Source organism: Haladaptatus sp. ZSTT2 (genome assembly GCF_037081775.1).
Lineage (GTDB): Archaea > Halobacteriota > Halobacteria > Halobacteriales > Halococcaceae > QDMS2.
The window spans coordinates 2,424,973-2,442,544 of record NZ_JBAMHQ010000001.1 but is presented as its reverse complement, the minus strand read 5'-3'; the positions used below and the strand labels follow the sequence as shown (position 1 = coordinate 2,442,544).

Sequence of the window (17,572 nt, the reverse complement as noted above, 5' to 3'; positions counted from 1 at the left end):
GTTCATACCTGTCGAATTCGGGGAATGAACGGTCTCAAACCGATTCGAACGTTCGCGCCCTTTTATAGTGTAATAGGATAGAAATACTGACAATGACACTGGGGAAGAACCTCGCTGTGCTCCTCGCCGCGATACTCGTCATCGGAGGAGCCGCCCCTGTGCTGGCTCTCCCATTCGACGCAAGCGGTGTTGCTGCGAGTGCGAGTGCCCAGCAAGCGGCGGAAAACGATTCGAACGTGTCTGTTACTGTTGGTGCCCAACTCTCGACAGTGATGGCCACGACGGGCGATAGCCTCCAAACTGAGTTCGATGACGAAGTGTTCGAGAGTCAAGTAGGCGAGGCGAACGCGAGCACTCAGGCTCGAATCGTCGCCAAACGCATCGAGCGACTCGACGCGAGAGCAGCGGACATCCGGGCAGCGTACGAACGAGTGACGGCGCAGTACGAAGCAGGCGACCTCACCCGCGCACAGTACGCCCAGCGGCTTGCCATGTTGAACGCGCGCGCCGAGAACGTCCTGCGGAGCATCGAACAGACCGAAACCCGCGTCGAACGGCTTTCGGGCCTCGACCTTTCTGCGGTGGGTGTAAATCAGAGCACGCTCGACGGAGCGGCGACCGACCTCGAACCGCTCACCGGGCCGGGGGCGTCCGCGCTCCACAAGCGGTTCGTCGGTGAAGGTACCGGCAACGTCCACCTCGAAACGGACAACGGGCTGACCATCCGGGTCGAAGACGGCGACACCGACCGCTCACGGACGACGAAACACCAGCGAGACGATGACAACAGCGTCTCTATCACTCAGCAAGAGGCGCTTGACGCCGCGCGCGACGCCCTTCGCGGCCCAGCAGACGGCTGGCGGCTCACCAAATCGAGCGTGAACGAACGCCGCGGGTTCTACCGCTTCGAATTCCGACTCGACACGGCGACTGGCGCTGGAACGGCGACCGTACTCGTAGACGCCTCAACCGGGACGGTGTTCTCGCTCGATGAATCGCTCAAACGCGGGAACGGAGCTGATGACAAACGCCAAGAAGAACTCGCGCTCGTCGTCGCACAGGGAACGGCCGCGCCCGGTCAAGAAGTGACGATTCAAGCGTTTTCGAACGGCGAGGTGGCCGGTGATGTCGCCATCTTGGTGAACGGCGAGCGGGTGGGGACGACGAATGCAGACGGACAACTCACGCTCACGTTGCCCGAAGAAGACGTGACTATCACAGGCGTCCGCGGTGATGCAGAAGGCGAACTCGAATTCGATTTTAATACCAAGAACCAACGCGACTCGGTTTTTCGTGATTTAGATGCCACAGCCACCGTCGAAAATGGCGTTGCGACGGTGACCATACTCTACAACGACAAACCCGTTCCGGGCGCACTCGTTTTCGCTGAGGGCCGCGAGGTTGGCCGGACGAACGCAGACGGCACGGTGGAGTTTGCGACTGACGCCACAGACACCCTCGACATCGAAGTTGCGAAAGGAAAGCTCGGCGCGGCGTTCACGTTCGTCATCGAAAACGGCACGGCGACGCTCGACGGCGGTGCCCGAGAGAGCGATAAAACGGACGAGCCGACCACCAGACCCGCATCTGACTCCCGTGAAACCGATTCGACAACCACGCCGGAGACGACCACTGACGCCCCGGACACCGTGACGCAAGACCCGATTGGCGGAAACGTCACCGACGACCCGACCAACGCGACTGACGAGGTGGTGACGGCGGTTCGGAATACCTCGGAAAATGTGACCGACGGCGGCACCGACACGTCGGTGACGGCCTGATTAGCTGTTTCTTGCGAACGTGAGATAGCCCGTGTGCCCGACGCCTTTCGTCGAGGGCCGCGAGCCGCGTTCGTCGAAGTCCATCTTGCGCTGGATAGTCTCGATTGTCTCGATGTCACTGAGGCCAGCCTCGCGGGCGGCCTCGACCGCATCGCGCGTGTGTTCGACGAACGGCGAGTAGATAGCGACGAACCCGCCGCTTTCGAGCAGGTCCGGGGCGTGCGCCACGACGGCTGCGGCATCGCCCGTGTCGAGGGTGAGTACGTCGAACTCGCCAAGGTCGTCCAGATTGTCGGTGATGTCGCCGGTTCGCACGGAAACCGTGTCCGCGACGCCTGCCATCTGCATGTTCTGGCGCGCAACCGCTGCGAACTCCTCGTTTCGCTCGAAGGTCGTCACGTCTGCGCCCATGCGACCCATGTACGCAGAGAGGATGCCGGTGCCCGTACCCGCATCGAGGACGGTGTCGTCTGCGGCAAGGCCCACGGTGCCGACGATGAGGCCGATGTCGCGCGGGAGCATCGGCGCGCCCGTCCGCTCTAAGTGGTTGAACAAGTCGGGGCCGCGCATCCGGCGGACGGTGAACGGCTCATCTAAGTGCGTATAGAGCGTCTGGCCGGGTTCTACGTCTTCCGGAATTTGCAGCACGCCGAGGTCTGTTTGTAACTCATCGCCCGGCTCGCGCAGGTACTCACGAGAGCCGTGTACCAGTAGGACGGTCACTCTAACCGGGAGATTGCGGCGGCGAGGTCGCCGTTTTCCGCTTCGAGTGCGTCGCGGGCCTCGGTGGCGCTTGCGCCCGTTCGCTGGGCGACGATTTCGACGTCCGAGTCAGGAATCTCCACCTCGGTGGACGCGTCTTCTTCGGCCACGGCGTCACCTTCGACCGCTGGCGTACTGTCGCCCGCACCGCGTGGGCGGGATTCTGGCTCGCCAACGATCTGGTAGGTTTTCTGGCCCTGAGCGTCCATCTGCTGGACGTCGGCGTCAGTGAACACGAGGTCTTCGTCTTTCGTTCGGATGATGACCTCTTCTGCATCGATGTCTTCGACTTCGATGCCCATCTGTTTCATCATCTGCTTCATCTTGCGCGGGTTGAGTCCGCCTCCTCCAAACATACCTGCAGACTTGAAGCCCGGAGGCAAAAGACTAGCGACCGGCCGCTCTCAGCTACTGCTCTGACGCGCCGTGTCTGACTTTGACCGCCATCCCCGTCTCGAAGTCGCGCATGGCCGCTGCCGACAGCTCTGCGCGCCCGACCGCAAGCAGGGAACCGGTTTTGTGTACCACGAGCACCTCGTCGCCGGGGCGAATTTCGGGGTCTACGTCGCTCACGAACTTTGCGAACACGTTCTTGCCGTCGCGGACGAACGGCTCGCTCTCGTCTCCGACGACGACTCTGGCCTGTGGCGCAGGCAAAGCGTCACGGAGGCGACGACCGCCGCGGGCGCCGAGGGTAAATCGGCCGTCGAGACCGAACGAGACGATGCGCTCGCCCTCAACGCGAATCTGCTGAGGGCGGCCGTTGCTGGAGCGCTCGATTGCGATGTCGCCCGCAAAGAGCCCCTCGCCTGCGCCCGCGCCGAACTGATAGTCTGCGATGGTGCGGAGGTCCGCACGCTCGCCTGCGTTACTCATTGCCCGGAGTTTGGGACTCGGAGATAAAACGCCTTTTACCCGGCCGTGTTAATTGTACCCATACCACAATCACGAATTATCATTGGTATTGCGCCGCAGTGTCACGGTTTTCCAGAACGCTCATATGGGAGAACTGCTATAGCCCGGGTATGAGCAACGAGAAAACGAGAGTAACTTTCGGCACGCTGGCCCTGCTGGTGAGCACTATCGTGCTGTTCGCGATTAGCTTCCTCGGTTCCCCAGTACCCGTCGTCCTTGGCGCACTCGCCGCGCTTGGCATGGCTGCAGGGTCGCTTCTCATCGGCACGTCGGAAACCGGTCGCCCGGTCTAAAGCAAGAAGTCGTCTCGATTTTCGCTGAAGTCAGTAAAGGAGTCTGCGGCGTTGATGAGTGACTCCGAGGTCGATTCTTTGAACGCCATCACCTCGACGCGACAGCCCTGATGGCGGACGTGCGAACAAAGGCGGCTGAAGTCACCGTCGCCGGTACAGAGCACGAGCGTGTCGTGGTGTGGCGCGAGGGTGACCGCGTCTAAACTCATGCCAACGTCCCAGTCGGCCTTTTTCGAGCCGTCTGCGAACGTTTGGATGTCCTTGATTTTCGTCTCAAAACCGATGTCGTTCAGTGCATCAAAAAAACTCTCTTCGTCTGGGGAATCTGCCCGAATCACGTACGCAATCGCCCGGGTAAGTCTGCGGCCATCGACCGCCTCGTTGAGAAGCGTCGTATAGTCGATATTCCGTGAATAGAGGCTCTGTGCGGAGTGATAGAGATTCTGCGCGTCAACGAGAAGGGCGACGCGCTGGCCCGTATGGTGAATACCCATGTCCACCATTCAGACGCCTGAAAGAAAGGTGTTACCCTCGCCGGTTTTTTGCGACGGTGGTTGGGCATGGACCGTGTGCACACATGTCATGAGACTCTAAGACGGCGACGGCAGGGTTCGCAACTGGCGCAATGCCTAAGTAGCGGCGACACTGTGAGATTTGTATGCGACGCGCCACACCAACGACCACCACGATAACAGCCAGTGGTGTGGGTGGCGTGCGACGTTTTTGGGGCCCTAAACGCAAACGTGCGTGAGCACACCTTGTTCGCGGCGGAACTGGCACCTCCGTTGTGAGCTACTCTTTGACCGCAGAGCGCACGTAAATTACGACAGACCCCAACCACAATGACAGACCAAACATTCAGTGGCGTGTTCCCCGCGATGGTCACGCCGTTCGCAGACGACCTGAGTATCGACTTTGACCAACTTGCAGCAGACGCCCAGCGACTCGAAGAAGCTGGCGTAGACGGCCTCGTTCCCGTCGGGACGACTGGCGAGAGCGCGACGCTGACCCACGACGAACACATCGAGGTCATCGAGTGCGTCGTCGATGCCGTCTCCGACGTGCCCGTCATCGCTGGCTCCGGCTCGAACTCGACCCGAGAAGCCGTCTCGCTCTCACACCGCGCGGCGGACGCGGGCGCAGACGCCCTCTTGCTCATCTCGCCGTACTACAATAAGCCGGAACCGGCGGGCATGGAAGAACACTTCCGGACGGTTGCAGACGAGGTTGACCTTCCACAGATTATCTACAACGTCCCGAGCCGCACCGGGCGAAACATTGCGGTACAAACCGCCGTCAACCTCGCCAGCCACCCAAACATCCTCGGCTACAAGGCCGCAAGCGGCGACCTGAATCGGGTCGGTGAAGTGTTAGAGAAGACCCAAGACGAGGACTTCGCGGTGCTCTCCGGTGACGACGGCCTCACGCTCCCGATGATTTCGATGGGCGCGACCGGCACCATCAGCGTCGCCGGAAACGTCGAACCAGAGCGCACCTGCGCGATGGTCGGCGCGGCACTCGACGGCGACTACGAGATGGCCCGCGAACTCCACTACGAACTCGGGCCACTGTTCCGCGCGCTGTTCATCGAGACCAACCCGATTCCAATCAACGAAGCGCTCGCCATCCGCGGGCACGGCACGGGTGCGATGCGCCCGCCGCTGTCGCGCATGGGCGAGAAGAACCTCGACGCACTCCGTGAGGTGCTCGCAGACTTACAAGACGCGGAGGCACCGCTCGCCCGATGACGCGGGTTGCGGTCACCGGTGCGACGGGCCGGATGGGACAGGAGGTCATCGCGCTCGCGCGCGACCGTGACGACGTTGAACTCGTCTTCGCCGTGAGCCGCGATCCAGAAGACGTCGCGATGGACGTGACGCTCGAAGCAGACGACGCCCTGCCCGCCTTGCTCGAAGAACACCAACCCGACGTGCTCGTAGACTTCACCGTCCCCGAGTCGTCGGTCGAATACGTCACCGCCTGTGCGGAGGCGGGCGTCGCCGTCGTCGTCGGGACGACCGGATTCAGTGAAGAACAGTACGCCGCGCTCGAAACGGCGAGCGAATCGGTTCCAGTCCTCGAATCCTCGAACTTCGCCCGTGGGATTCAGGCGTTGCTCAATGTCGTAGACGAGGCCGTTGCGGCCCTGCCCGACTACGACATCGAACTCGTCGAAACCCACCACAACGCAAAGCGCGACGCGCCAAGCGGGACGGCGAACATGCTTTTAGACCGCATCGATGAACAACGCGACCTCACTCGCGTGTACGGCCGCGAGGGAGACGCCCCGCGTGCAGACGACGAAGTCGGCGTCCTCGTGCGACGAGCGGGCAACATTCGCGGGGAACACGAGGTACTCCTTGCTGGGAACGATGAGGTAGTCACACTCACCCACCGCGCGGAAAGCCGCGGGGTGTTCGCCGCCGGCGCGCTCGATGCGGCCGTGTGGGTCGCCCCACGCGACGCTGGCTGGTACGACTTTGCAGACGTAATTGGAGACGCTCAATGAGCTTACAAGCGACAATAGAAACCCTGTGGCAACGAAAGCAAGACGGACTGACGGCCGCCGACGTCGGCGACGCCGAACTCGCAGAACTCGACGCGTTCTTAGAAGCGCTCGAAGCCGGTGAGATTCGCGCCGCCGAAAAGCGCGGCGGCTCGTGGGAGGCAAACGAGTGGGTCAAGCAGGGCATCCTGCTGAACTTCGGTCTCCGTAACACCGAACCGCGCACCTACGGCGACGTGACCTACCACGACGTGCTCCCGCTGCGCGACACGAGCGACCTGCTGGAGAAGGGCACGCGCAACACGCCGGACGGGACGGTCATCCGCCGCGGCGCGTACATCGGCTCGAACGCGATTTTGATGAGTCCGGCCTACGTCAACATCGGCGCGCACGTCGGTGACGGCACCCTCGTCGACTCCTGTGACACCGTTGGCTCCTGTGCCCAAATTGGCGAGAACGTCAAGCTCGGCGCGAACACGCTCATCGGCGGCGTCTTAGAACCCGTCGAGAACGCGCCCGTCATCGTCGAAGATGGCGTCTCGCTCGGTGCGGGCTGTCGGGTGACCTCCGGGTTCGTCGTCGGTGAGAACTCGATTGTGGGCGAAAACACACTGTTGACCCCGCGTATCCCCGTCTACGACCTCGTCTCTGAGGAAGTCATCTACGGCGAACTGCCCGCAAACCGCCGCGCCTTTACGCGCTTTGTCGAGTCCTCGATTGGCGACCACGACCTGTTTGCCGGCGGGGCGTACAAGCCAGCCGTCGTGGCGACGGACATCGAGGCGACCACGCTCGAAGCGACCGCCCGCGAGGAGGCACTGCGCGAATGAACGACGTGAGCGGCGTGAACCCCGACGTACGCAGACTCAGCGAGTGGGGGGCAGACCGCCTGCACCAGCTCGCAGAGGCCTACGACACGCCGCTGTACGTCTACGACATCGCTCGCGTCCGTGAGAACGCCCGGCGCATCCGCGCAGCGTTCCCCGACGCTGAGGTGAGCTACGCGACGAAGGCAAACACCTCGAAGCCCGTCCTCCGAGCCCTGCAAGATGAGGGAGTTGGCGCGGAGTGCGCCTCAGCAGGCGAAGTCCAGCGCTCGCTGGACGCCGGTTTCACGGGAAGTGAGGTGCGCTACACCGCGGTTAACCCCCCGAGTGAGGATTTAGACCACGTGTGCGCGCTCGCAGCCGACCACCCGCTCACCATCACCATAGGGGCCGCAGACACGCTCGACCGCCTCGCAGAGCGCGACTTTTTCGGCAAGCTCGCCGTCCGCGTGAATCCGGGCGTCGGCGCGGGGCACCACGCGAAGGTGACGACGGGGACCGACCCGAAGTTCGGTGTCCCGTACGACGAGGTTCCATCTTTGCTCGCAGCCGCCGCAGACCGCGGCTTCGACGTGGTCGGAATCCACGCCCACGCGGGCAGCGGCATCTCGGGCGACGACCTCTCCGCCCACCGCGAACTCGTGAGCCGAATGGGCGCGCTCGCCCGCGAGTCGCCCGTCTCGCTTGAGTTCGTCAACGTCGGTGGCGGCTTCGGCGTTCCATACAAAGAAGCCGAACCGCCGCTCGACATCGCAGCAGTGGCCGAGGCGACCCGCGAGGCGCTCGGTGAGGTGGACGCCCAACTCGCCATCGAGCCGGGTCGCTACTTCGTCGCCGACGCGGGCGTGTTGCTCACCCGCGTCAACACCGCGAAGCCGACGCCCGAGACGCTCGTCGTGGGCGTCGATGCCGGAATGACGACGCTCGTCCGACCGGCGATGTACGGTTCGTACCACGAGATTCGAAACCTCGCGCCCGATGCAGGGGAGCGCGAGGCCGTAGAAACGCTCGTCGCAGGCCCAATCTGTGAGACGAGCGATATTTTCGCCACCGACCGGGTTCTGCCAGCACCCGCCCGTGGCGACCTGCTCTGTATCGGTAACGCTGGCGCATACGGCTACGAAATGGCCAGTCAGTACAACTCGCGACCGCGACCCGCGGTCGTCTGTCTCGACGAGGGCGAGGCGTATCTGGCGGTACGCCGCGAAACCCTCGCCGACGTAACCAGCTTAGAAGAACCATGATTCGATTCGACAAGTACCACGGAACCGGAAACGACTTCGTACTAGTAGACGCAGCAGAGGCAGTCCCCGACCGACGGGCGCTCGCCACCTCGCTGTGTAACCGCGAGACCGGCGTTTCAGACCCCGCAAGCGACCGCGTGGGCGCAGACGGCGTGCTCTTTCTCGCGCTCGAAGACCGCTACTCGCCGCCGCGCGTCGTCATGACGCTCGTCCAGCCAGACGGCTCGACGGCGGCGATGTGCGGCAACGGCGCGCGGTGTGCGGCGGCGTGGGCCGCAGAACGCACCGGCGAAGCGGAGATAATGATTGATACGCAGGCGGGAACCCGTCACGCCCGCATCGAACCCGACGGCGTGACCATCGAGATGGGAAAGCCCGCATTCGAACCCGACGCCGTTCCGGTCGTCGCAGACGCGCCGGTCGTAGACCAGGAAATCGAAGGCTACCGCGTCACGGCCGTGAACACGGGCGTCCCGCACGCCGTCATCTTCGTGGACGACGTTTCCGAGATCGACCTCGAAGCGGTGGCCCCGGCCATCCGCCACGCAGAATGCTTCCCCGAGGGTGCGAACGTCAACTTCGCCAGCCAGCGCGCAGACGGTGGGTTCGACCAGCGCACCTTCGAGCGCGGCGTCGAAGGCGAGACCAAGTCGTGTGGCACGGGCGCGGTCGCAATCGCTGCCGCGGCGCGCGAACTCGGCCTCGTTTCGGGGGCAGACCCGGTTCCCGTTACGCCGCCCGGCGGCGACCTCGAAGTCACGCTCACCGACGGCCCCGCCTACCTCTGGGGGCCAGTCGAACTCGATTTTCGGGGTGAGGTGGCCGGAAGCAAGCCTGGACGGCTTGACCCGACGGAGGCCTGAGGTGGCGTTCGACCCCGAATCATTTCTCGAAACTGCGGTACAGACACCCTCAACCGAGGATGTGTCTGCGATGCGTGAGTTGCTCGTTTCGACCATCGAAGCCGAAGGCTTTGACGTGCGCGTAGACGACGCGGGCAACACCATTTCCACACGCGACGGCGACGAACCCGGGACACACGTCGTCCTCAATACCCACATCGACACCGTCCCGCCGCACGTCGAGTTCTCGCGCGACGGCGACATCATCCGCGGGCGCGGGTCGTGCGACGCGAAGGGGCCGCTCACCGCCCTTCTCGTCGCGTTTTTCAATACCAACGTAGCGCGCGGCAAACTCACCCTCGCCATCACACCCGACGAGGAAGTGCTGTCGCTCGGCGCGGCCGCCCTCGACATTTCAGCAGACGCCTACATCGTTGGCGAACCCACCAACCTCGACGTGTGCAACGCGGCGAAAGGCCGCTTCGAGGGGACGATTACCGTCCACGGCGACAACGCCCACGCCGCAGAGCCACAGTCGGGGAAAAACGCCGTCTCCGGGGCGGGGCAAGTGCTTCGTGCGCTCGAAACGTTCCTCGAACGCGACGACGCCCCGCCGGTGCATCCCGAACTCGGCGCAGCGACGCTCACGCCCACGATGATTGACGGCGGAACCGCGTCGAATCAGGTTCCTGCCGAGTGTCGCATCACCGTCGACCGCCGGAGCGTCCCGCCCGAAACCGCAGACTCGTTCACAACCTCGCTCGAAGCCCACCTCCGCGAACACGTCCCCGACTTCGAGTGTACGTTCGCGCTCACCGAGCGCCCGACGCCGTTTCTCGAAGCGTTCGAGACCGACGACGACGGCAAACTGGCGCAGACGCTCGCGGCCGCGTCGGGTGGCGACATCCGCCCGTTCTCGGCGGCGACCGAAGCGTCCTACTTCGCCACAGACGCGCCGACGGTCGTGTTCGGCCCCGGCGTGCTCGCAGACGACGAGGGCGCAGTTGCCCACGCGCCGCGCGAGTACGTCCGCTTCGCAGAGGTCGAAGCAGCGGGTGCCGCCATCACCGAAACCGTCGCGTCGTTCCTCTCCTAACTCCCGTCGCCTGCGACCCACGCGGCGAGCGCCTCACGATTCGCGTAGCCGAAAATTGAGAGCGCGAGCACCAGCACGCCGAGTATCGCCGCCGTCGCAAGATTCCTGCTGGCGAGTTCCGCGCCCACCAGATTCGTGAGCAAGAGCGACGGGGCGCGCCCGAGAATGGCGATGAGGACGATACGCGACAGCGAGAGCCGAGTGAGTCCGGCGACGAAACAGATGGCGTCATCTGGCAGGCCGGGAACCAGAAAGGCGAGAAACAGGCCCGCTGCGCCCCGGCGGTCGGTAACACCGTCGAACCGAGCGAGCGTGTCCGGGTGGACGACACGGGTGACGTAGGGGCGGCCAAACCGCCGGGCGATGCCCGCGGCGAGAAAGCTCCCGATGGCCGCGCCAATCACGCTGTAGAGCGTGCCGAGGGCCGCGCCAAAGAGGTAGCCACTCACCACGCCCATCGCCTGCCCGGGGATGGGAGCGATGACGACCTGCGCGATTTGGAGGGCGATGAAGACGAGCGGCGCGAGCGAGCCGTAGCCTGCGATGAGCGTGCGAGCATACTCCGGGTTTGCGAACAGCGGGAGTGCCTGTCGACTCACCAAGAGGAGGGCGGCAAAAAAGAGCACGAAGGCGGCTACACGAAGCACGAATCCGCGCCGCCCGTCAGCCGAAACGAAAATTTTCACGTACCTAGCTGTACGCGAGGGACGTGGATAACTGTCTACGCCGAATCGAGTTCGTCTACGAGGTCGGCCGCGATGCCCGTGTAGCCCGCAGGCGTGAGCGCGTGGAGTTCGTCGCGCACGTCCTCTGAGACGTCTAAGTCATCAAAGAGCGCACGGAAGTCGTCAAGGGTGACGCGCTGGCCCCGCGAGAGGGCCTTCACGCGCTCGTAGGCGTCCTCGTGGCCCTCGCGTCGGAGGATGGTCTGGACGGCTTCCCCGATGATTTCCGGCGTCGCATCCAGCTCTTCGCGCATGACTTTCTCGTTCGGGACGACCTTCGAGAGCCCTTTTTGCACCTTACCGTAGGCGATAAGGCAGTAGGCGAACGCCGCGCCGATGTTGCGTTTGACGGTGGAATCCGAGAGGTCGCGCTGGAGTCGGGAAGTGGTGATGTAGTCACCTAAGAACACGAGGTCTGCGTTGGCTTTCGAGAGGTTACCCTCGCTGTTCTCGAAGTCGATTGGGTTGACCTTGTGGGGCATCGTCGAACTGCCCGTCTCGCCTTCGACCGTCTCCTGCCCTAAATACCGATCTGAAATGTAGAGCCACATGTCGCGGTCTAAGTCGATGAGGACGGTGTTCGCGGTGCGGATGGCCCCGAACAGCGCGGCGAGGTCGTCACACGGGTTGACCTGCGTGGCCAGCGGGGTGTAGTCGAGGCCGAGTGAGGTGACGAACTCGCGGGAGAACGCGCGCCAGTCAACGTCCGGATAGGCGACGTGGTGGGCAGCGTACGTGCCGCTTGCGCCCGCGAGCTTGCCCGAGATTTCGTCGCTCGCGCGCTCGAGGGTGGCGATGGTGCGCCCGAGGCGGGCGGCGTAGACGGCCATCTCCTTGCCGAACGTCGTTGGCGTGGCTGGCTGGCCGTGGGTGCGCGCGAGCATCGGCAGGTTGCGGAACTCGCGGGCCATGGCGATGAGCACGTCGCGGGTTTCGTAGAGTTCGGGCAAGAGAATCTCTTTGACAGCGGGCTTGACGAGCAAGCGGTGGGCGAGGTTGTTCACGTCCTCGCTCGTGAGGCCGAAATGCACCCACGGTCCGGCGTCTGCGAGCGACGCGGGGAGGCCCTCGCGGATGAAGTACTCGACGGCTTTCACGTCGTGGTTGGTCGCGGTGTACTCCTTGTAGCCTGTCGTTTCCAGTTGCTTGATGATGTCCGCGTCGTCTGCGTCGAACTCCTTGTAGAGGGCGCGCAGCGTCTCGCGGTCTGTGTCAGTGATTTCGAGGGGCGTCACGTCGAGGTCGGCGAGCGCGATGAGATACTCCACTTCCACTTGCACACGGGCGCGCATGAGCGCGGCCTCGCTGGCGTAGGGCGCGAGCGGTTTGGTGTAGCGCCCGTATCGCCCGTCGAGCGGCGAGACGGCGAACAACGGGCCGTCTGCGTCGAATGATGACATACCTTCGACTGCCGCCCGGCATAGCAAAAGCGTGTCGGTCGAGGGACACAGGGGCGTGCATAGAACCGCTGGACGAGTGCTGTTTTCGCACCCATTTTATGCACGAACTCGTATAGAATAGCTCCAGCAATCGCAATTACTTTACTCCCGGCGGACGCGCTCTCGCACATGACACGAATCGCTGGTCTGGCGAGCAACCGCGGACGGAATCTCATGCACATCGCAGACCTCGCGCCCGGCGGCGCGGCAGTCGAGGTCGTCCTTACGAACCAAGAGGGCGCGCCGGTGCTCGACGCCGCAGCAGAGCGCGGCATCGCCACGGAAGTCGTCGAACGCGAGGAGGGCGAATCGCGTGAGTCACACGAACAGCGCATCCTCGCACGCCTCGCTGACTACGATTTCGACCTCGTCTGTCTCGACGGCTACATGCGCGTCCTGACCGGCGAATTCTTGAACAATGCTCCGACGACGCTCAACGTCCACCCCTCCCTGCTCCCGATGTTCAAGGGAATGGACGCGTGGGGCGACGCGCTCTCCGCGGGCGTGAAGGTCACCGGCTGCACTGTCCACGTCGTCAACGAGGAGGTCGATGCCGGGCCAATCGTCACCCAAGAGCCGATTCCAATCTACGACGGCGACACCGAGGAGACGCTCAAAGAGCGCGTGCTCTACGAGGGCGAGTTTAAGGCCTACCCGCGCGCCATCAAGTGGTTCGCTGACGACGCCGTCACGGTGTCAGAAGACGGCGTCGAAATCGATGCCGACGTAGGCGGCGAGTTCCCGGCCCGCCGCGTCGAAACCGCAGATCACCTCACCGACCTGCGGTACGGGGAAAACCCCCACCAAGCAGCCGCCGTCTACGCCGACGCGACCTGCGAAGAGGCGAGCGTCGTCCATGCAGACCAGCTCAACGAGGGCGCGAAGGCGCTGTCGTACAACAACTACAACGACGCCGACGCCGCGCTGAACCTCATCAAGGAGTTCGACGAGCCCGCCGCCGCGGTCATCAAGCACGCAAACCCCGCAGGCTGTGCGACCGCCGACACTCTCGCTGAAGCCTACGAAAACGCGCTCTCGACCGATCCGATGAGTGCCTTCGGAGGCATCGTCTCGCTCAATCGCACGTGTGACGCGAAAACGGCAGAGCGCATCATCGATTCGTTCAAAGAGGTCGTCGTCGCGCCGGGCTACACCGAAGCCGCCCTCGACGTACTCACCGAGAAGAAAAACCTGCGCGTGCTCGACGTTGGCCCGCTCAACGAGATTACGTCCACACTCGTGGAGAAACCAATCGTCGGCGGCCGTCTGATTCAGGAACGCGACCTCCAGAAACTCACCGTCGATGACCTCGAAGTCGCCACCGAAAAAGAGCCGTCCGACGAGGAATTGGAGACGATGTTGTTCGCGTGGCAGACGCTGAAGCACGTCAAATCCAACGGGATTCTCTTTGCGAAGGGCACGGAAACCGTCGGCGTCGGCATGGGACAGGTTTCCCGCGTGGACGCCGTCCGCCTCGCCGCGATGAAGGCCGAGGAACACGCAGAGGGCAAGGACGCGAAGGGTGCAGTGATGGCTTCAGACGCCTTCTTCCCGTTCCCAGACGGCATCGAAGCCGCCGCGGAAGCCGGTATCACCGCCGTCATCCAGCCCGGCGGCTCGGTCAACGACGACGACGTGATTGCTGCCGCAGAAGAACACGGCATGACGATGGTGTTCACCGGCCAGCGTTCCTTTAAGCACGATTGAGCACAGTGAAATCGTGCTTAAAGCTCGTTGCGAGCGAAGCGAGCAACGGTGTTTCAAACACGACTAAACGTAGTGCAGGAGTGTTTGAAGTTCGGCGCGAGTAGCACTCACCTCGCGTGTGACGCGACACCCACCGACGTTCGACAGGCTAAAGCGGACACCTCAAGATTCCATCTGTATGGAGTTCCACGACGCCGCGAACTTTCTTTTCGACCTGCGGCGGTTCACCCCACGGGCGGGCACCGAGGCCACGCGGGCCCTGCTCGACCACCTCGGCAGTCCCGACGACGACATCGATTTCGTACAGGTCGCGGGGTCAAACGGCAAGGGCAGCACCGTTCGGATGCTCGAATCGACCCTCCGCGAAGCCGGGCTGTCGGTCGGGCTCTACACCTCACCGCACTTAGAGGACGTCCGCGAGCGCGTCCGCGTGAACGGTCGGATGATTTCGAAGCAGGCTCTCATCTCGTTTGTCGAACAGACGAAACCGTATCTCACCGAGGCGGCCGCGGCGGGCGAATCCCCAACTTTCTTCGAGACGCTCACCGCGCTCGCCGTGTGGGAGTTTGCGAGAAAGGACGTAGACGTGGCTGTCCTCGAAGTCGGGATTGGTGGAAAATACGACGCGACGAGCGCCGTTTCTCCGATTGCGAGCGCCGTGACGAACGTCTCGCTCGAACACACCCAGTACCTCGGGGATACGGTCGAGGAAATCGCCACCGATAAAGCACACGTCGCCTCCGGCGTGAACCCGCTCGTGACCGCCGCAACCGGCACGGCACTCGATGCGGTTCGCAAGCAGGCGGGCGACATCGTCACCGTCGGCGGCGACGACGCGGACGTGACGGTCGCCTACGACGGGCGCGACGGCCTCGAAGGCCGCGTCAGGCTCTCCGGCCCCGACTGGCACATTGAGGCGCGTCTCCCCGCGCTTGGCGACCACCAGGCGGCGAACGCGGGCATCGCGGCCACGCTTGCCCGACAGGTCGCAGACGTAGACGAAGCAACCATCGCCCGCGGCCTCCGCAAAGCCCACTGGCCGGGGCGCTTCGAGGTGATGAGTCAGTCGCCGCTCACCGTGCTCGACGGCGCGCACAACCCCGGTGCGTGCGAGGTCGTTGCTGACTTGCTCGCCGAATTTGACTACGACAACCTCCACCTCGTGTTCGGTGCGATGAGCGACAAAGACCACCGCGCGATGGTGGCGGCGCTCCCGACGCCCGACTCGGTGGTGACCTGCCAGCCAGATTTAGACCGCTCACAGGACCGCGCGGTGCTCGCGAGCATCTTCGAGGACGCGGGTGTCGCAGACGTGTCGCGTCGGAGCGCTGTCGAAAGCGCCGTCGAGCTCGCGCTGTCGAACGCCGGACCGAACGACTGTGTCCTGATTACGGGGTCGCTGTTCGTCGTCGCAGAAGCCCGCAGGCGCTGGACACGAGCCGAAATTCCAAAGCGCATCGTGGACTTAGACGACGCGCGCAAAACGCTCTCGGGCGCACACGTCACCGACGCAGGCGTCTGGCGAATGCGGGGCAAGGCCGTCCATCGCGTGCTCAAAACGCGAGTCCAAAAGCGCCAGGCACAGTACCTGAAAGAGGAGATGCTCTCACTCGGCGGTGAGTGTGCGCTGTCGGGGCTCAACGACCAAGACGACGAGACGTTCGACGTCGTGTTGATGGGGACGCTCGCGCAGTTCAAGCGCCTCGCAGACAAACTCGACGGCCAACCCTACGGCCTCTCGCCGTTCGCAGACGACATTCGCGAGGCGCTCTCGATTCAGACGCGCCCCGAAAAACTCGGCTATCCGTGGGAGGACGGCCCCGTCGTCATGGGAATCTTGAACGTCACACCGGACAGCTTCCACGACGGCGGCCGGTACGAGGCCATCGAGGATGCCGTTTCACGCGGAAAAGAAATCGTCGCAGAGGGAGCCGATATCATCGACATCGGCGGCGAGAGCACGCGCCCCGGCGCAGACGAGGTGAGTACCGAAGCCGAAATCGCGCGGGTCGTTCCTGTGGTCGAACAACTCGCAGACCTCGACTGTCTCATCTCGATTGACACGCGAAAGGCGGCCGTCGCGCGGGCGGCGCTCGAAGCCGGTGGCGACATCGTAAACGACGTGACCGGCTTAGAAGACCCGGAGATGCGCTTCGTCGCTGCCGAGTTCGACGCGCCCATCGTCGTCATGCACAGCCTCGACGCGCCCGTCGTCCCGGAACACACCGTGGAGTACGACGATGTGGTCGAGGACGTCATCGCGGAGTTAAACAAGAAGGTGTTGCTCGCAGAGAAGGCAGGACTCGACCGCCGACAAATCATCGTTGACCCCGGCCTCGGCTTCGGGAAATCGCCAGCAGAGAACTTCGAGTTGCTCGGGCGCGCGAACGAACTCCACGCCCTCGGCTGTCCCGTCCTGATTGGCCACTCCCATAAATCGATGTTCGACCTCGTCGGGCAGGAGACCGACGACCGGCTGCCTGCGACCATCGCGGGGACGACGCTCGCGGTCGAACGCGGGGCGGACATCGTGCGCGTCCACGACGTAGACGCAAACGTCGCCGCGGTTCGTGCCACACAGGCGGCGCGCGACCCTACTCAGTTCGAGTGAGTCACGCCTGCATGACACAAACACAGTAGTTCTCAAAATACAAACATTTCTAATGGTTGGCGTCCTAGGACGTGTATGGGCACGATCATTGAGTTCGTACTCCCCGCAGAGTCGTTCATCTTTGGGCCTGCACTCACACAGTTGTCGGGCGTCCATATCGAACTCGAACGTATCGTCCCACTTGGCGAGCAACCGGTTCCCTACATCTGGGTTTCCGGCACCGCAGCAGAACCGTTCGAACAGTTCGCCATGGAGTCTCCGGAGGTCGAATCGGCTACCCTCCTTGACCAGATTGACGACCGATTGCTGTATCGCGTCGTCTGTACACCGGCCGCAGGGACTCTGCTGAGCGCACTGTTCGAGACTGGTGGCACGATTCTCGAAGCCCATGGCGACGACCACTGGTTCTTTCGAGTTCGATTCCAGAATCACGACTCAGTGACGGCGTTCCATACGGCCTGTGACGCCAACAACATCCCCGTCACAATCGAGCGCATCACTACGCTTGACACCGTAGACGGGGCAGATTTGCCCGTCGAACTCACCAAAGAGCAGCAAGAAGCCCTCGTGTTGGCCGTGAAACACGGCTACTTCGAAAGTCCTCGGCTCGTGTCGCTCGACGAACTCAGCGACGAGCTCGGTATCACACCACAAGCCGTCTCAAAGCGACTTCGACCCGCGATAAAGAAAACCGTGTACCACGCCGTTCGCTCGCTCAACGGCAGTGAAGTGGGCGAACGACGGTAATAAATCCGTTAAACAGCCAACCGAACGAAACAAGCCTGTGGTGTGGTAATTGTTACCTGCTCGCGTGGCTGCGTATG

At 63.3% G+C, this 17,572-nt stretch carries 17 protein-coding genes; 11 read left to right on the top strand and 6 right to left on the bottom strand.

Going from position 1 to position 17,572, the window contains the following annotated elements:
* Positions 1-92: 92 nt before the first annotated feature.
* Entirely contained in the window at positions 93-1,781 is a 1,689-nt protein-coding gene (locus V5N13_RS13285) for a DUF7096 domain-containing protein (RefSeq protein WP_336361146.1), read from the top strand.
* On the opposite strand, the gene V5N13_RS13280 is transcribed toward V5N13_RS13285, so the two are convergent.
* Genes V5N13_RS13280 through V5N13_RS13270 form a run of 3 tightly spaced genes read right to left on the bottom strand, consistent with a single transcriptional unit; the run spans position 1,782 to position 3,419 of the window.
* Entirely contained in the window at positions 1,782-2,504 is a 723-nt protein-coding gene (locus tag V5N13_RS13280) for a methyltransferase domain-containing protein (protein WP_332898406.1), read from the bottom strand.
* Complete coding sequence (locus V5N13_RS13275; protein ID WP_332898405.1) at positions 2,501-2,899, bottom strand: nascent polypeptide-associated complex protein; 399 nt, start codon at positions 2,897-2,899, stop codon at positions 2,501-2,503. The genes V5N13_RS13280 and V5N13_RS13275 overlap by 4 nt, the downstream gene beginning before the upstream one ends.
* Positions 2,900-2,951: 52 nt before the next feature.
* Entirely contained in the window at positions 2,952-3,419 is a 468-nt protein-coding gene (locus tag V5N13_RS13270) for a PUA domain-containing protein (RefSeq protein WP_336361145.1), read from the bottom strand.
* A 149-nt stretch (positions 3,420-3,568) separates the two neighbouring features.
* On the opposite strand from V5N13_RS13270, the gene V5N13_RS13265 reads away from it, so the two are divergent.
* The gene (locus V5N13_RS13265; protein WP_332898403.1) at positions 3,569-3,751 is read left to right on the top strand and encodes a hypothetical protein; all 183 of its coding nucleotides are present in this window, start codon (positions 3,569-3,571) and stop codon (positions 3,749-3,751) included.
* On the opposite strand, the gene V5N13_RS13260 is transcribed toward V5N13_RS13265, so the two are convergent.
* Positions 3,748-4,245, bottom strand: coding sequence for a LabA-like NYN domain-containing protein (locus V5N13_RS13260; protein WP_442905077.1), 498 nt, complete (start codon positions 4,243-4,245; stop codon positions 3,748-3,750). The two genes, V5N13_RS13265 and V5N13_RS13260, sit on opposite strands and share 4 nt — an antisense overlap.
* Positions 4,246-4,593: 348 nt before the next feature.
* On the opposite strand from V5N13_RS13260, the gene dapA reads away from it, so the two are divergent.
* From dapA to V5N13_RS13230, 6 genes are read left to right on the top strand one after another with little or no spacing between them, the layout of a single operon-like run.
* A complete protein-coding gene (gene dapA / locus V5N13_RS13255; protein WP_332898401.1) occupies positions 4,594-5,499 on the top strand; it encodes a 4-hydroxy-tetrahydrodipicolinate synthase in 906 nt (301 codons plus the stop codon).
* A complete protein-coding gene (gene dapB / locus V5N13_RS13250) occupies positions 5,496-6,260 on the top strand; it encodes a 4-hydroxy-tetrahydrodipicolinate reductase (protein ID WP_332898400.1) in 765 nt (254 codons plus the stop codon). Before dapA ends, dapB begins: the two co-directional genes overlap by 4 nt.
* A complete protein-coding gene (locus V5N13_RS13245) occupies positions 6,257-7,087 on the top strand; it encodes a 2,3,4,5-tetrahydropyridine-2,6-dicarboxylate N-succinyltransferase (protein WP_332898399.1) in 831 nt (276 codons plus the stop codon). Before dapB ends, V5N13_RS13245 begins: the two co-directional genes overlap by 4 nt.
* A gap of 5 nt (positions 7,088-7,092) precedes the next feature.
* A complete protein-coding gene (lysA, locus tag V5N13_RS13240; RefSeq protein WP_442905101.1) occupies positions 7,093-8,328 on the top strand; it encodes a diaminopimelate decarboxylase in 1,236 nt (411 codons plus the stop codon).
* Complete coding sequence (dapF, locus tag V5N13_RS13235) at positions 8,325-9,191, top strand: diaminopimelate epimerase (RefSeq protein WP_336361142.1); 867 nt, start codon at positions 8,325-8,327, stop codon at positions 9,189-9,191. Before lysA ends, dapF begins: the two co-directional genes overlap by 4 nt.
* A 1-nt stretch (position 9,192) precedes the next feature.
* Positions 9,193-10,266 (top strand): M20 family metallopeptidase, encoded by a 1,074-nt coding sequence (locus V5N13_RS13230; protein WP_336361141.1) that lies wholly within the window; start codon positions 9,193-9,195, stop codon positions 10,264-10,266.
* Here the strand turns inward: V5N13_RS13230 and V5N13_RS13225 are convergent.
* Both V5N13_RS13225 and purB read right to left on the bottom strand, forming a co-directional pair.
* Positions 10,263-10,913 (bottom strand): TVP38/TMEM64 family protein, encoded by a 651-nt coding sequence (locus tag V5N13_RS13225; RefSeq protein ID WP_336361140.1) that lies wholly within the window; start codon positions 10,911-10,913, stop codon positions 10,263-10,265. The genes V5N13_RS13230 and V5N13_RS13225 overlap by 4 nt on opposite strands.
* A 74-nt stretch (positions 10,914-10,987) precedes the next feature.
* On the bottom strand, positions 10,988-12,391 hold the full coding sequence (gene purB, locus V5N13_RS13220; RefSeq protein WP_336361139.1) for an adenylosuccinate lyase: 1,404 nt from the start codon (positions 12,389-12,391) through the stop codon (positions 10,988-10,990).
* Between the two features lie 168 nt (positions 12,392-12,559).
* Between purB and purH the strand changes: the two genes are divergently transcribed.
* The 3 genes from purH to V5N13_RS13205 all read left to right on the top strand — a co-directional run bounded on the left by purH (position 12,560) and on the right by V5N13_RS13205 (position 17,495).
* Positions 12,560-14,137, top strand: coding sequence for a bifunctional phosphoribosylaminoimidazolecarboxamide formyltransferase/IMP cyclohydrolase (purH, locus tag V5N13_RS13215; protein WP_336361138.1), 1,578 nt, complete (start codon positions 12,560-12,562; stop codon positions 14,135-14,137).
* A gap of 178 nt (positions 14,138-14,315) precedes the next feature.
* Complete coding sequence (folP, locus tag V5N13_RS13210) at positions 14,316-16,748, top strand: dihydropteroate synthase (RefSeq protein WP_336361137.1); 2,433 nt, start codon at positions 14,316-14,318, stop codon at positions 16,746-16,748.
* A 75-nt stretch (positions 16,749-16,823) separates the two neighbouring features.
* Positions 16,824-17,495 (top strand): helix-turn-helix domain-containing protein, encoded by a 672-nt coding sequence (locus V5N13_RS13205; RefSeq protein WP_336361136.1) that lies wholly within the window; start codon positions 16,824-16,826, stop codon positions 17,493-17,495.
* The last annotated feature ends 77 nt before the right edge of the window (positions 17,496-17,572 follow it).

Bases quoted from the DNA above. Each gene is read 5' to 3' on its own strand.
- V5N13_RS13260 (WP_442905077.1), bottom strand. From the start codon at position 4,245: ATGGGTATTCACCATACGGGCCAGCGCGTCGCCCTTCTCGTTGACGCG.
- dapF (WP_336361142.1), top strand. From the start codon at position 8,325: ATGATTCGATTCGACAAGTACCACGGAACCGGAAACGACTTCGTACTA.
- purH (WP_336361138.1), top strand. From the start codon at position 12,560: ATGACACGAATCGCTGGTCTGGCGAGCAACCGCGGACGGAATCTCATG.
- V5N13_RS13270 (WP_336361145.1), bottom strand. From the start codon at position 3,419: ATGAGTAACGCAGGCGAGCGTGCGGACCTCCGCACCATCGCAGACTAT.
- dapA (WP_332898401.1), top strand. From the start codon at position 4,594: ATGACAGACCAAACATTCAGTGGCGTGTTCCCCGCGATGGTCACGCCG.
- V5N13_RS13265 (WP_332898403.1), top strand. From the start codon at position 3,569: ATGAGCAACGAGAAAACGAGAGTAACTTTCGGCACGCTGGCCCTGCTG.
- folP (WP_336361137.1), top strand. From the start codon at position 14,316: ATGGAGTTCCACGACGCCGCGAACTTTCTTTTCGACCTGCGGCGGTTC.
- dapB (WP_332898400.1), top strand. From the start codon at position 5,496: ATGACGCGGGTTGCGGTCACCGGTGCGACGGGCCGGATGGGACAGGAG.
- V5N13_RS13275 (WP_332898405.1), bottom strand. From the start codon at position 2,899: ATGTTTGGAGGAGGCGGACTCAACCCGCGCAAGATGAAGCAGATGATG.
- V5N13_RS13245 (WP_332898399.1), top strand. From the start codon at position 6,257: ATGAGCTTACAAGCGACAATAGAAACCCTGTGGCAACGAAAGCAAGAC.
- purB (WP_336361139.1), bottom strand. From the start codon at position 12,391: ATGTCATCATTCGACGCAGACGGCCCGTTGTTCGCCGTCTCGCCGCTC.
- V5N13_RS13285 (WP_336361146.1), top strand. From the start codon at position 93: ATGACACTGGGGAAGAACCTCGCTGTGCTCCTCGCCGCGATACTCGTC.
- V5N13_RS13205 (WP_336361136.1), top strand. From the start codon at position 16,824: ATGGGCACGATCATTGAGTTCGTACTCCCCGCAGAGTCGTTCATCTTT.